The sequence below is a fragment of the Streptomyces sp. NPDC042102 genome, from assembly GCF_055582305.1.
Genome location: NZ_JBVJDL010000003.1, coordinates 107,563 through 120,631 on the forward strand (window position 1 = coordinate 107,563; position 13,069 = coordinate 120,631).

The 13,069-nt window shown below is 71.4% G+C and carries 11 protein-coding genes; 8 read left to right on the top strand and 3 right to left on the bottom strand.

The annotated features are described in order from the left end of the window. The first annotated feature begins 11 nt into the window (after positions 1-11). Complete coding sequence (locus ACZ6KO_RS13770; protein WP_401452197.1) at positions 12-1,295, top strand: geranylgeranyl reductase family protein; 1,284 nt, start codon at positions 12-14, stop codon at positions 1,293-1,295. 11 nt (positions 1,296-1,306) lie between these two features. Here the strand turns inward: ACZ6KO_RS13770 and ACZ6KO_RS13775 are convergent, their stop codons facing one another. From ACZ6KO_RS13775 to ACZ6KO_RS13785, 3 genes are all read right to left on the bottom strand, one after another. Continuing rightward, the gene (locus tag ACZ6KO_RS13775; protein ID WP_469304205.1) at positions 1,307-3,301 is read right to left on the bottom strand and encodes a bifunctional metallophosphatase/5'-nucleotidase; all 1,995 of its coding nucleotides are present in this window, start codon (positions 3,299-3,301) and stop codon (positions 1,307-1,309) included. A gap of 59 nt (positions 3,302-3,360) precedes the next feature. Further along, a complete protein-coding gene (locus ACZ6KO_RS13780) occupies positions 3,361-3,669 on the bottom strand; it encodes a hypothetical protein (RefSeq protein WP_469304208.1) in 309 nt (102 codons plus the stop codon). 110 nt (positions 3,670-3,779) lie between these two features. After that, positions 3,780-4,616, bottom strand: coding sequence for a C40 family peptidase (locus ACZ6KO_RS13785; protein WP_469304210.1), 837 nt, complete (start codon positions 4,614-4,616; stop codon positions 3,780-3,782). 747 nt (positions 4,617-5,363) lie between these two features. On the opposite strand from ACZ6KO_RS13785, the gene ACZ6KO_RS13790 reads away from it, so the two are divergent. From ACZ6KO_RS13790 to ACZ6KO_RS13820, 7 genes are read left to right on the top strand one after another with little or no spacing between them, the layout of a single operon-like run. After that, positions 5,364-5,723, top strand: coding sequence for an NADH-quinone oxidoreductase subunit A (locus tag ACZ6KO_RS13790; RefSeq protein WP_030201784.1), 360 nt, complete (start codon positions 5,364-5,366; stop codon positions 5,721-5,723). Between the two features lie 15 nt (positions 5,724-5,738). Beyond that, a complete protein-coding gene (locus ACZ6KO_RS13795; protein ID WP_401452205.1) occupies positions 5,739-6,293 on the top strand; it encodes a NuoB/complex I 20 kDa subunit family protein in 555 nt (184 codons plus the stop codon). Then, positions 6,290-7,054 (top strand): NADH-quinone oxidoreductase subunit C, encoded by a 765-nt coding sequence (locus ACZ6KO_RS13800; RefSeq protein ID WP_469304213.1) that lies wholly within the window; start codon positions 6,290-6,292, stop codon positions 7,052-7,054. Before ACZ6KO_RS13795 ends, ACZ6KO_RS13800 begins: the two co-directional genes overlap by 4 nt. Next, positions 7,054-8,388, top strand: a complete 1,335-nt coding sequence (locus tag ACZ6KO_RS13805) for an NADH-quinone oxidoreductase subunit D (RefSeq protein WP_469304215.1) — start codon at positions 7,054-7,056, stop codon at positions 8,386-8,388. The genes ACZ6KO_RS13800 and ACZ6KO_RS13805 overlap by 1 nt, the downstream gene beginning before the upstream one ends. Then, on the top strand, positions 8,385-9,143 hold the full coding sequence (gene nuoE, locus ACZ6KO_RS13810; RefSeq protein WP_469304218.1) for an NADH-quinone oxidoreductase subunit NuoE: 759 nt from the start codon (positions 8,385-8,387) through the stop codon (positions 9,141-9,143). The genes ACZ6KO_RS13805 and nuoE overlap by 4 nt, the downstream gene beginning before the upstream one ends. Then, complete coding sequence (nuoF, locus tag ACZ6KO_RS13815; protein ID WP_469304219.1) at positions 9,143-10,525, top strand: NADH-quinone oxidoreductase subunit NuoF; 1,383 nt, start codon at positions 9,143-9,145, stop codon at positions 10,523-10,525. The genes nuoE and nuoF overlap by 1 nt, the downstream gene beginning before the upstream one ends. Then, positions 10,522-12,990, top strand: a complete 2,469-nt coding sequence (locus ACZ6KO_RS13820) for an NADH-quinone oxidoreductase subunit G (protein WP_469304220.1) — start codon at positions 10,522-10,524, stop codon at positions 12,988-12,990. The genes nuoF and ACZ6KO_RS13820 overlap by 4 nt, the downstream gene beginning before the upstream one ends. The last annotated feature ends 79 nt before the right edge of the window (positions 12,991-13,069 follow it).

Consider the following 13,069-nt stretch of genomic DNA (forward strand, 5'->3'; position numbering starts at 1 on the left):
GAGACCCCGCAGTGACCGAGCCCCTCTCCGAACACACCGCGGATGTGATCGTCGTCGGGGCCGGGCCCGCCGGTTCGACGACCGCGTACTACCTGGCCAAGGCCGGTCTGGACGTCCTGCTGCTGGAGAAGACGGCCTTCCCGCGCGAGAAGGTCTGCGGCGACGGACTCACCCCGCGCGCCACCAAGCAGCTCGTGGCGATGGGCATCGACATCTCCGAAGAGGCCGGCTGGCTGCGCAACAAGGGCCTGCGGATCATCGGCGGCGGGCAGCGGCTCCAGCTGGACTGGCCCGAGCTGGCCTCGTACCCGGACTACGGACTCGTCCGTAAGCGTGACGATTTCGACGAGACCCTGGCCCGGCAGGCGCAGAAGGCCGGCGCGCGGCTGTACGAGCGGTGCACCGTCGGCGAGCCGGTCCGGGATCCGCGTACGGGCCACATCACCGGCGTGCACGCGAAGCTGGGGGAGGAGAAGACCCCGGTCACCTTCAGCGCCCCGCTCGTGGTCGCCGCCGACGGCAACTCCTCCCGGCTGTCGCTGGCGATGGGACTGCACCGGCGCGAGGACCGCCCGATGGGCGTGGCCGTGCGGACGTACTTCACCTCGCCCCGGCACGACGACGACTACCTGGAGTCCTGGCTGGAGCTGTGGGACCGGCGCGGCCCGCAGGACCGGCTGCTGCCCGGGTACGGCTGGATCTTCGGCATGGGCGACGGCACGTCCAACGTGGGCCTGGGCATCCTCAACTCCTCCTCCGCGTTCCGGGAGCTGGACTGGCGCGAGGTCCTCAAGGCCTGGTGCGCGTCCATGCCCGAGGACTGGGGCTACACCCCCGAGAACATGACGCAGCCGATCCGCGGCGCGGCCCTGCCGATGGCCTTCAACCGCCAGCCGCACTACACCAAGGGCCTGCTGCTGGTGGGCGACGCGGGCGGGCTCGTCAACCCGTTCAACGGCGAGGGCATCGCGTACGCCATGGAGTCGGGCCAGATCGCGGCCGACGTCATCGTGCAGGCACACGCCCGGGCGACCCCGGCGCAGCGCGAACTGGCGCTGCACAGCTACCCGAAGGTGCTCAAGGAGACCTACGGCGGCTACTACACGCTGGGCCGCGCCTTCGTGAAGCTGATCGGCAACCCGGCCGTCATGAAGATCGCCACCCAGCGCGGTCTGACGCACCCGGTGCTGATGCGTTTCACGCTGAAGATGCTGGCCAACCTGACGGACCCGACGGGCGGCGACGCCATGGACCGCATCATCAACGGCCTCAGCAAGGTGGCTCCCAAGGCCTAGGGTTCGTTCGGTCAGCAGGGCGGGCGGTAGCCCTCGTCGGGGGTGCGCGGGCCGCCCGCCGTGACGATCGCGGCCTCCGGGCGGGGCAGGGGGGACCCGTCCGGCCGCAGCGGTACCGGGGGTTCGGTGACGGTGCCCACGTCGGCGGCGGGCCGGCCGGTGTTGCGGGCCGTGACCCGGTTCGTGGCCGGCGGTGAGAGGACCTGGGTCGCGCGGACGAAGGCGATGAAGCTCTCGTAGTCGCGCTGGTGCCGGTACGGCTCCCGGAAGCCCTCCAGCGCCGGGTAGCCGTCCTGGGCGAGGAACGTGTACGAGGGGGCCGCCAGCCGGTAGCTGCGGGCGGGGTCGAGCGGTACGCCGTCCACGAGGACGTCGGAGGGCTCCACGCGGTCCCCGGCGGGGCCCTGCGCGTCGAAGGAGTAGCGGACGTTCCGGGAGACCGCCAGGGGTGCGAAACGCAAGGCCCCGTCCTCCTCCCGCGTCCACTGCTGCTCCAGGGCGTCGTGGAGCTGCTGCCCGGTCACCCAGGCGCTGACGACCGGGTCCCCGAAGCCGACCGCCCGCCAGGCGCGGCCGAAGGTGACGGCGCCGCCGGAGGCCGTGTCGAGGGGCAGGTCCCCGGCGATGACGGCCTGCCCGAACCGGGGGGCGACGGCGACCAGGGCGAGCTGGGCGGGGACGTTGGGGTGGATGTTGGCGTCGTTCTCGGGATCCGTGGGCCGCTGCCCCGCCCACAGGGCCCAGTCGGCGACGAGGTCGCCCATGGTGGACTCGCCGGCCGTGTTCCGCGTACGGGAGAAGGCGCCGGTCTGGCGGCCGATCCGGGAGCGGTCGCGGGCGGTGGCCTGGCCCGCCCAGTAGTCGACGACGGCCTTCAGCTCCGGGTGGGGGTTGACGTCGCGGGTGTTGGGGTGGTTGGTGGAGACGGTCAGCTCGCGGACCACCGCGCCGGTGACCGGGTCGAGCCGCAGGCTGATCTCGTTGACGACCTGCCCGTAGCAGCCGGCCTCGACGAAGGGGCGGGGGCGGCCGTCCGGGTCGGGGACCATCATCGTGAACCGGGTGTGCCAGTGCCCGGTGACGATCGCGTCGATGGCGGGGGAGACGCGCAGCGCGAGGTCGAGGGCGGGGCCCGAGGGGTCGGTGCCGCTGTTGAAGTCACCCCCGGCCACGGCGCCGTCGTGCATGCTCAGCACGATCGCGTTGACGCCCCGGCCCCTGAGCAGCGCCGCGCAGGAGTTGGCGGTGGCGATCTCGTCGAGGGTCGCCAGGCCCGGCTGGAAGGAGCCGGGGAAGCGTTCGGTGCCCAGCGCGGTGAGGTGGATGAAACCGATCGGCAGGAGCCGGCCGTCGGGGGCGGTGACGTACTCGACGTGGTACGGCGGCAGCACCGGCAGGCCGTCGGTGGTGCGGACGACGTTGGCGCTGTAGTAGGAGAAGTCGGCGCCGTGGAAGGGCAGGCCGGAGGAGTCGGTGAAGGCGGTGTCCCGGCCCGCCACCGGGAACGGGATGCCCTGTTCCATATGCCTTTGCAGCATGGCGGGCGATTTGTCGAACTCGTGGTTGCCGGCGGTGGCGAAGTCGAGCCCCATGCGGTTCAGGGCCTCGATCGTCGGTTCGTCGGCGAAGGCGGCCGCGTCGAACTCCCAGCCGCAGAAGGCGTCGCCGGGCGTGAAGAAGAGCGAGTTGCGGCGGCCGTCGCGCAGCCGCGCCAGATGGGTGGCCATGGCGGCCACGCCCCCGACGGTGTAGGTGAGGCCGCCGTTGCCGGTGATGACGGAGTGTCCGCCGGGGGCGCCCTGGAGGTAGCCGTGCAGGTCGCTGATGCTCAGCAGCTGGACGTCGACGTACTCGTCGGCGCCGGCGGCGTCCCGGGCGGCGGGGGTGGCGTGGGCGGGGACCCCGGTGGCGAAGGTCGCCGCCGCCCCCAGGGCGGTCAGGAACGTACGCCGTCCCGGCTCGGGGGAACGGCGGTGCTGCGGCGTCGTGCCGGCGCGGGTGCTCACCTGCGGCATGGTCCCGCCCGGCGGGGCGTTCGTCACGGCGGCGTGCCGGAAGAGACGGCCTACCGGGGGTGCGTGGGCTGCGTGGGCTGCGTGGGGTCCGCGGGGTCCGTGGGGTCCGGGGTGCGGTGGACGGCGCGGACGCAGGCCAGGGTGAGGACCAGGCCGGAGGCGAGGGCGGCCAGGGACAGGCCCCAGCCCGTCAGGAGCAGGGTGAGGTCGACGGCGCGGTTCCACGGACGGGTGGTGTTGATCAGCCAGCCGCCCAGGGCGAACAGTCCGAGGCCGAAGGCGGCGAGGAGGCCGGGCCGGCCGTCGGGGTCCGGGACGCGCGGAGCCCGCGGTGTGTTCACGTCCCGCGGTGTGTTCATGCGACCACCCCTTCCGAAGGGATGGTAGAGGCAGGTGCCGCGGCGCACGAAGGCCGGTACTCCGCCCCCGAGCGGGGGAGTACCGGCCTTGGTGTGTGGCGTGGTCGCTGTCAGAGGACGCGGACGGCGCCCGACGGCTTGTCGTAGCTCAGGGAGCGCTCGACGATGCCCGTGCTGGGGTTCTGCGCGCCGACGAACTTGCCGCCGCCGACGTAGATGGCGACGTGGTAGGCGCTGCCCTTGCCGCCCCAGTAGAGGATGTCGCCCGGCTGCAGCGCGCTCAGCGAGACGGAGCGGCCGGCCAGGGACTGGTCCTGGGAGGTGCGGTCCAGCTTGATGCCCGCCGCGCGGTAGGCGGCCTGCACCAGGCCCGAGCAGTCGTACGCGGAGGAGCCGGTGGCGCCCATGACGTACGCCTTGCCGACCTGCGCGCGGGCGAAGTTCACGATGGTGGCGGCGTTGCCGGTCGCCGGGGCGCTCGGGGTGGAGACCGAGGAACCCGAGCCGGAGCCCGTGGAGGCGGACTTGGTGGAGAGGTCCGTGCGGTCGGTGCCGCGCGTGGCGCGCTCGGCGGCGGCCTTGCGCTCGGCCTCCTCCTTCGCCTTCTGCTCGGCCTTCTTCTGCGCCTGCTCCTTGGCCTGCTTGGCCTCGGCGGCGGCACCGGTGCGGGCGCTCTCCTCGAGCGAGCTCAGCTCGCCCTGGAGGGCCGCCGCACGCGTGTTGTCCGCGGCCTTGGCAACGGCGGTGGAGACCTCGGTGCTCAGGTCCATGTTGAGGACCGGCATCTCGAGCGTCTCGGTGACGGGCTCGGCGGCGGGGGACGCGCTCGCCGTGCCGGCCATCGCCAGGGTGCTGAGAACGCCACCGGCAACTCCGGCGCGAACCGCGAGCTTCGAGGCGCTGCGACGGGGCTTCCGGTGGCTGGGTATGTGAGCGGTGTGGGACATGAGAACAACCGGTATCAGGGGTGTGGGGGTCCCATCAAGAAACGTGGTCTGCACCACAGTTGCGCGCCGATGGCGCGAACCGGGCGCCCTGCATTCCTTATTGACGCCGTAACGGACGATTCGGACACCCCTCCGCAAGCCCGTGATCATGGGCTTTCCATATTTAGTCCGTTTTGACCGCCGTCTAGCACCCATCGCAACAGTTGGCCAAGCCCCCTTTCGGAGGGCCTTCTGTGGTGTGATGCAGGTCACAGGAATGTCTCGCCGTGAGGTGGCTGTGGCCGACCCGTGATCCGTCTGTGAGCTATCTGTCGCGGGCTCGTGAACGGATGCACGCGTCCACTCCCGGGCGCGGGCCCTCATCCGGCCGGGTGAGGCGGATTCCTATACCAGTTGGGCGACCGCTCTGCCAATTTGCCTGCACGGACCATCATTTGATAGTGCGGGACCCGCTCTACCTGCGGTAACGACTGCGGATGTCACCTTTGGTGATCACATGGATGCTTCGCGTATGAAGATCACCACTGTTCGGGCTTCATGATCCTTCGTCTGGTGGTGGAGATCACAAACTCGTTGTTGTTACCCGTGTCGCAGATCACAGACCGACAGGCATAGGATGCGCAGCAGTCCGGCTTGTGAACTGCCTCACATGCGACCTCGCACCATGGAGGGCGATCTTCGGGGCGGGGCTCCCTGGCCGGCCCACAGCGGTCCATCGGTCAAGGACGACTGGAAGGAGCGAGGAGCGTGAATGCCTACGCGCCCATCCTCGTGCTCGGCGCCCTCGGGGCAGGGTTTGCGATCTTCTCCGTGGTCATGGCCACGCTGATCGGCCCGAAACGCTACAACCGAGCGAAGCTTGAGGCATACGAGTGCGGCATCGAGCCGACCCCGGTGCCGGCCGGCGGCGGCCGCTTCCCCATCAAGTACTACCTGACGGCGATGCTCTTCATCGTCTTCGACATCGAGATCGTCTTCCTCTACCCCTGGGCCGTCACCTTCGACGCCCTGGGGATCTTCGGGCTCGTCGAGATGCTGCTCTTCGTGCTCACCGTCTTCGTCGCCTACGCGTACGTCTGGCGGCGCGGCGGTCTGGAATGGGACTGAGGGGCTGAATTTTCCATGGGACTGGAAGAGAAGCTGCCGAGCGGCTTTCTGCTGACCACCGTCGAACAGGCCGCGGGCTGGGTGCGCAAGGCATCCGTCTTCCCCGCCACCTTCGGCCTGGCCTGCTGCGCCATCGAGATGATGACGACGGGTGCGGGCCGCTACGACCTGGCCCGCTTCGGCATGGAGGTCTTCCGCGGCTCGCCCCGCCAGGCCGATCTGATGATCGTGGCGGGGCGGGTCAGCCAGAAGATGGCGCCGGTGCTGCGTCAGGTCTACGACCAGATGCCCGCTCCCAAGTGGGTCATCTCGATGGGCGTGTGCGCCTCCTCGGGCGGCATGTTCAACAACTACGCGATCGTCCAGGGCGTCGACCACATCGTCCCGGTCGACATCTACCTCCCCGGCTGCCCGCCGCGCCCCGAGATGCTGCTGGACGCCATCCTCAAGCTCCACCAGAAGATCCAGAGCTCCAAGCTCGGTGTGAACCAGGAGGAAGCGGCCCGCGAGGCGGAGGAGGCGGCCCTGAAGGCACTCCCCACCATCGAAATGAAGGGGCTGCTCCGATGAGCGAGACCCACGAGCCGCGGAACGGGAACGGCAGCGGCGACGGGAACGGCAACGGGAACGGGAACGGGAACGGCGTTCCGGCCCCGCGCGCCCAGGACGGGCCCGAGGTCATCGCCGTCCGCACCGGCATGTTCGGCGCCACCCGGGGCGGCGACACCAGCGGCTACGGCGGCCTGGTCCAAGCGGTCACCCTGCCCGGCGCCTCCCCGCGCCCCTACGGCTCCTATTTCGACGAGGTCGCCGACGAGCTGGAGGGCGCCCTGGAGGAACAGGGCCTCGTCCCCGAGAACGCCATCGACAAGACGGTCGTCGACCGCGGCGAGATCACCTTCCACATCGCCCGCGAACACCTCGTACAGGTGGCACGCACCCTGCGTGACGACCCGGCGCTGCGCTTCGAGCTGTGCACCGGCGTCTCCGGCGTGCACTTCCCCGGGGACAAGGGGCGGGAACTGCACGCGGTCTACCACCTGCGCTCGCTCACCCACGGCCGGCTGATCCGGCTGGAGGTCACGGCCCCCGACGCCGACCCGCACATCCCGTCGCTCGTCCCCGTCTACCCGACCAACGACTGGCACGAGCGCGAGGCGTACGACTTCTTCGGCCTGATCTTCGACGGGCACCCGGCCCTCACCCGGATCATGATGCCGGACGACTGGCAGGGCTTCCCGCAGCGCAAGGACTACCCGCTCGGCGGCATTCCCGTCGAGTACAAGGGCGCCCAGATCCCGGCTCCCGACCAGCGGAGGTCGTACAGCTGATGAACACCCGGAACGCATCGCACCACGCGTCCTCCCGCGAGACCACCGAGGGCACCGTCTACACCGTCACCGGCGGCGACTGGGACGAGATCGTCCAGTCCGCCGCCAAGGCCGACGACGAGCGGATCGTCGTCAACATGGGTCCCCAGCACCCGTCCACCCACGGAGTGCTCCGCCTGATCCTGGAGATCGACGGCGAGACGGTCACCGAGGCCCGCTGCGGCATCGGCTACCTGCACACCGGAATCGAGAAGAACCTCGAATTCCGCAACTGGACGCAGGGCACCACCTTCGTGACGCGCATGGACTACCTGACCCCGTTCTTCAACGAGGCCGCGTACTGCCTGGGCGTCGAGAAGCTGCTCGGCATCACCGACCAGATCCCCGACCGCGCCACCGTCATCCGCGTGCTGCTGATGGAGCTCAACCGGCTCTCCTCGCACCTGGTGTGCATCGCCACCGGCGGCATGGAGCTGGGCGCCACCACGATCATGATCTACGGGTTCCGTGATCGTGAACTCATTCTCGACATCTACGAGCTGATCACCGGCCTGCGCATGAACCACGCGTTCATCCGCCCCGGCGGACTCGCCCAGGACCTGCCCCCGGGCGCCGTCGACCAGCTCCGCGACTTCGTGAAGACCATGAAGAAGAACCTGCCGGAGTACGACAAGCTCGCCACCGGCAACCCGATCTTCAAGGCCCGTATGCAGGACGTCGGCCACCTCGACCTGACCGGCTGCCTCGCGCTCGGCGCCACCGGGCCGATCCTGCGCTCCGCCGGCCTGCCGCACGACCTGCGCAAGACCGACCCGTACTGCGGCTACGAGACCTACGACTTCGACGTCCCGACCACCGAGACCTGCGACTCCTACGGACGGTTCCTGATCCGCCTGGAGGAGATGCGCCAGTCGCTGCGCATCGTGGAGCAGTGCCTGGACCGGCTGGAGCCGGGCCCGGTCATGGTCGCCGACAAGAAGATCGCCTGGCCGGCGCAGCTGGCCATGGGCCCCGACGGGCTCGGCAACTCGCTCGACCACATCAAGAACATCATGGGCACCTCCATGGAGGCCCTCATCCACCACTTCAAGCTGGTGACCGAGGGCTTCCGGGTCCCGCCCGGCCAGGTGTACGCGGCCGTCGAGTCCCCCAAGGGCGAGCTCGGCGTCCACGTCGTCTCCGACGGCGGCACCCGCCCCTACCGGGTCCACTTCCGCGACCCGTCCTTCACCAACCTGCAGGCCATGGCCGCGATGTGCGAGGGCGGCCAGGTCGCCGACGTCATCGTCGCCGTCGCCTCCATCGACCCCGTGATGGGAGGCGTCGACCGATGACCGCCAGTCCTTCGAACAAAGGGGTCGCGCTGGGCATGCCCCAGCTGCCCGCCCCCGACTTCCCGGCGGACGTCCGCGCGCGGCTCGAATCCGACGCGGCGGACATCATCGCCCGCTACCCCGACAGCCGCTCCGCGCTGCTGCCGCTGCTGCACCTGACGCAGTCGCACGAGGGCTACGTCTCGCGCACCGGCATCCGCTTCTGCGCCGAGGTGCTGGGCCTGACCACCGCCGAGGTCACGGCGGTGGCGACCTTCTACACGATGTACCGGCGCAAGCCGTCGGGCGACTACCAGGTGGGCGTCTGTACGAACACCCTGTGCGCGGTGATGGGCGGCGACGCCATCTTCGACGAGCTCAAGGCGCACCTCGGCGTCGGCAACAACGAGACCACCGCCGACGGCAAGGTCACGCTGGAGCACATCGAGTGCAACGCGGCCTGCGACTTCGCCCCCGTGGTGATGGTCAACTGGGAGTTCTTCGACAACCAGACCCCCGAGTCCGCCAAGGCCCTGGTCGACGACCTGATCGCCGGCCGCGAGGTCGCGCCGACGCGCGGCGCGCCGCTGTGCACGTACAAGGAGACCGCCCGGATCCTGGCCGGGTTCCCCGACCAGCGCGAGGGCGCGGTCGAGGCCTCCGGCGGCGCCGGCCCCGCCTCCCTGATCGGTCTGCGCATCGCGCGCGGCGAGTCCCCGGAGCAACACAAGATCGTCCACCCGCGTGGTGAGACCGCGGCAGAAGGAGGGGAGTGATGTCGGTGTCGGCCAAGGAAAGTCAGGGGGGCACCTCCCAGCCGGAGGCGGGGGGAGGCAGCAGCCCGGACAAGCTGCTCGCCCCCGTGCTGTCGGCCTTCTGGGACGACCCCCGTTCGTGGACGCTGGAGACCTACCGGCGCCACGAGGGCTACGAGGGCCTGCGCAAGGCGCTCGCGATGTCGCCGGACGACCTGATCGCGTACGTGAAGGACTCGGGTCTGCGCGGACGCGGCGGCGCGGGCTTCCCCACCGGAATGAAATGGCAGTTCATTCCGCAGGGCGACGGCAAGCCGCACTACCTCGTCGTCAACGCCGACGAATCCGAGCCGGGAACCTGCAAGGACATCCCCCTCCTCTTCGCCAATCCGCACTCCCTCATCGAGGGCATCGTCATCGCCTGCTACGCGATCCGCTCGCAGCACGCCTTCATCTACCTGCGCGGCGAGGTCGTGCCGGTGCTGCGACGCCTGCACGAGGCGGTGCGCGAGGCGTACGAAGCCGGCTACCTCGGCCGCGACATCCTGGGCAGCGGTCTCGATCTCGAACTGACGGTGCACGCGGGCGCGGGCGCGTACATCTGCGGTGAGGAGACCGCTCTCCTCGACTCGCTCGAAGGCCGGCGCGGACAGCCCCGGCTGCGCCCCCCCTTCCCCGCGGTGGAAGGCCTCTACGCCTGCCCCACTGTCGTCAACAACGTCGAGTCGATCGCCTCGGTTCCCGCGATCCTCCACAAGGGCAAGGAGTGGTTCAAGGCGATGGGGACGGAGAAGTCCCCGGGCTTCACGCTCTACTCGCTCTCGGGCCACGTCGCCGGCCCCGGCCAGTACGAGGCCCCGCTCGGCATCACCCTGCGCCAGCTGCTCGACATGAGCGGCGGGATGCGGCCCGGGCACCGGCTGAAGTTCTGGACCCCGGGCGGCTCCTCCACGCCGATGTTCACCGACGAGCACCTCGACGTGCCGCTGGACTACGAGGGCGTCGGCGCGGCCGGCTCGATGCTGGGCACCAAGGCGCTCCAGTGCTTCGACGAGACGACCTGCGTGGTGCGGGCCGTCACCCGCTGGACGGAGTTCTACGCCCACGAGTCCTGCGGCAAGTGCACGCCGTGCCGCGAAGGCACGTACTGGCTGGTCCAGTTGCTGCGTGCCATCGAAAGCGGGGCCGGCACCCTTGCCGACCTCGACAAGCTGAACGACATCGCCGACAACATCAACGGCAAGTCCTTCTGCGCGCTCGGCGACGGCGCGGCCAGCCCGATCTTCTCCTCGCTGAAGTACTTCCGCGACGAGTACGAGCAGCACATCACGGGCAAGGGCTGCCCCTTCGACCCCAGGAAGTCGACCCTCTGGGCCGACACGGCCACGGAGGTGACCGCATGACCGCCCCGGCAGAGGACCAGGTCTCCCTGACGATCGACGGCGTCGAGCTGTCCGTGCCCAAGGGCACGCTGGTCATCCGGGCCGCCGAGCAGATCGGCGTGGAGATCCCCCGGTTCTGCGACCACCCGCTCCTCGACCCGGTCGGCGCCTGCCGGCAGTGCATCGTCGAGGTGGAGGGCCAGCGCAAGCCGATGGCGTCGTGCACCATCACCTGCACCGACGGCATGGTGGTCAAGACGCAGGCGACCTCCCCGGTCGCCGACAAGGCCCAGCGCGGCGTGATGGAGCTGCTGCTCATCAACCACCCGCTGGACTGCCCGGTCTGCGACAAGGGCGGCGAGTGCCCGCTGCAGAACCAGGCGATGTCGCACGGCAACGCCGACTCCCGCTTCGAGGGCCGCAAGCGCACGTACGAGAAGCCCGTGCCGATCTCCACCCAGGTGCTCCTGGACCGCGAGCGGTGCGTGCTGTGCGCGCGCTGCACCCGCTTCTCCAACCAGGTCGCCGGCGACCCGATGATCGAGCTCCTGGAGCGCGGCGCGCTCCAGCAGGTCGGCACCGGCGAGGGCGACCCGTTCGAGTCGTACTTCTCCGGCAACACCATCCAGATCTGCCCGGTCGGCGCGCTCACCTCGGCCGCCTACCGGTTCCGCTCCCGCCCCTTCGACCTCGTCTCCTCCCCGAGCGTGTGCGAGCAGTGCGCCGGCGGCTGCGCCACCCGCACCGACCACCGCCGGGGCAAGGTGCTGCGCCGCCTGGCCGCGGAGGACCCCGAGGTCAACGAGGAGTGGATCTGCGACAAGGGCCGCTTCGCGTTCCGCTACGCGCAGCGCCCGGACCGGCTGACGACCCCGCTGGTGCGGGACGCGGACGGGGTGCTGAAGGAGGCGAGCTGGCCGGACGCCCTGGCCGCGGCCGCGGCGGGCCTGACCGGCGCGCGCGGCCGGGCGGGCGTGCTCACCGGCGGCCGGCTCACCGTCGAGGACGCCTACGCGTACGCCAAGTTCGCGCGCGTCGTGCTCGACACCAACGACATCGACTTCCGGGCGCGCGTGCACAGCGCCGAGGAGGCCGACTTCCTGGCCGCGACTGTCGCCGGCCGCGGCGTGGACCTCGGCGGCGGGGGCGTCACGTACACGGAGCTGGAGGCGGCCCCGGCCGTCCTGCTCGTCGGCATCGAGGCGGAGGAGGAGGCCCCCGGGGTCTTCCTGCGGCTGCGCAAGGCCCACCGCAAGCACAGGCAGCAGACGTACGCGCTGGCGCCGTTCGCGACCCGCGGCCTGGAGAAGGCGGGCGGCCGGCTGCTGGCCGCCGCCCCCGGCACCGAGCCGGAGTGGCTGGCCGCGCTGGCCTCGCGCACCGGCCTGGAGCAGGGCGGGGCCGAGGCGGCCGAGGCGCTGCGCGCCCCCGGCGCTGTCATCGTCGTCGGCGAGCGGCTGGCGGGCGTGCCCGGCGGGCTGACCGCCGCCGTCGGGGCGGCCGCCGCGACCGGCGCCGCTCTGGTGTGGATCCCGCGCCGGGCCGGCGAACGGGCGGCGGTCGAGGCGGGCGCGCTGCCCTCCCTGCTGCCCGGTGCCCGGCCCGCGACCGACCCGCGGGCCCGCGACGAGGTGGCGGCCGTGTGGGGCCTGCCGGGCCTGCCGCACCGCTACGGCCGCGACACCGGCCAGATCGTCGAGGCCGCGGCCACCGGCGAACTCGGCGCACTGCTGGTCGGCGGTGTCGAGGTCACGGACCTGCCCGACCCGGAGCGGGCCCGGCAGGCGCTCAAGGAGGCCTTCGTGGTCTGCCTGGAACTGCGCCCGAGCGAGGTCACGGCCCACGCGGACGTGGTCCTGCCGGTCGCGGCCGTCGCCGAGAAGCCGGGCGCGTTCATCAACTGGGAAGGCCGGGTGCGCCCCTTCGAGGCCGCCCTCAAGCCCGACATGATGACCCGCCGGCTGGCCCCGTCCGACCTGCGGGTGCTGCACATGCTGGCCGACGCCGCCGACCACCCGCTCGCGCTGCCCGACGTGCACGCGGTGCGCCGCGAGCTCGACCGGCTCGGCCCGTGGACCGGCGACCGCGCCACCGAGGCCGCCGCGCAGACCCGGCCGCTGCCGCGCCCGGCCGCCGGCGAGGCGGTGCTGGCCGGCCACCGGCTGCTGCTGGACCTCGGCCGGCTCCAGGAGGGCGACGACGCGCTGGCCGGCACCCGGCACGCGGCCACCGCCCGCCTGTCGGCCGCCACGGCCGCCGAGACCGGTGTCAAGGACGGCGACTCGCTCGCCGTCACCGGCCCCTCGGGCACGGTCGTCCTCCCGCTCCAGATCACCGAGATGCCCGACCGCGTCGTCTGGCTCCCCCTGAACTCCCGGGGCCACGGCGTGCGCGCCGACACCGGCGCCCACGTCGGAACGCTGGTCCGGATCGGCCCCGCCGGCCCCGAGGGCCCGGCCGGCGCGGACGCGGAGGTGGCGTCGTGACCGCCGCCGCGCCCACGGCGGCCGCAGGCCCGCGGCCCCGTACCCACGTCCTTCGGCCGGGCACCGTCCCGGCCCCCGC

Bases quoted from the DNA above. Each gene is read 5' to 3' on its own strand.
- ACZ6KO_RS13795 (WP_401452205.1), top strand. From the start codon at position 5,739: ATGGGACTGGAAGAGAAGCTGCCGAGCGGCTTTCTGCTGACCACCGTC.
- ACZ6KO_RS13820 (WP_469304220.1), top strand. From the start codon at position 10,522: ATGACCGCCCCGGCAGAGGACCAGGTCTCCCTGACGATCGACGGCGTC.
- ACZ6KO_RS13805 (WP_469304215.1), top strand. From the start codon at position 7,054: ATGAACACCCGGAACGCATCGCACCACGCGTCCTCCCGCGAGACCACC.
- ACZ6KO_RS13785 (WP_469304210.1), bottom strand. From the start codon at position 4,616: ATGTCCCACACCGCTCACATACCCAGCCACCGGAAGCCCCGTCGCAGC.
- ACZ6KO_RS13800 (WP_469304213.1), top strand. From the start codon at position 6,290: ATGAGCGAGACCCACGAGCCGCGGAACGGGAACGGCAGCGGCGACGGG.
- ACZ6KO_RS13780 (WP_469304208.1), bottom strand. From the start codon at position 3,669: ATGAACACACCGCGGGACGTGAACACACCGCGGGCTCCGCGCGTCCCG.
- nuoF (WP_469304219.1), top strand. From the start codon at position 9,143: ATGTCGGTGTCGGCCAAGGAAAGTCAGGGGGGCACCTCCCAGCCGGAG.
- nuoE (WP_469304218.1), top strand. From the start codon at position 8,385: ATGACCGCCAGTCCTTCGAACAAAGGGGTCGCGCTGGGCATGCCCCAG.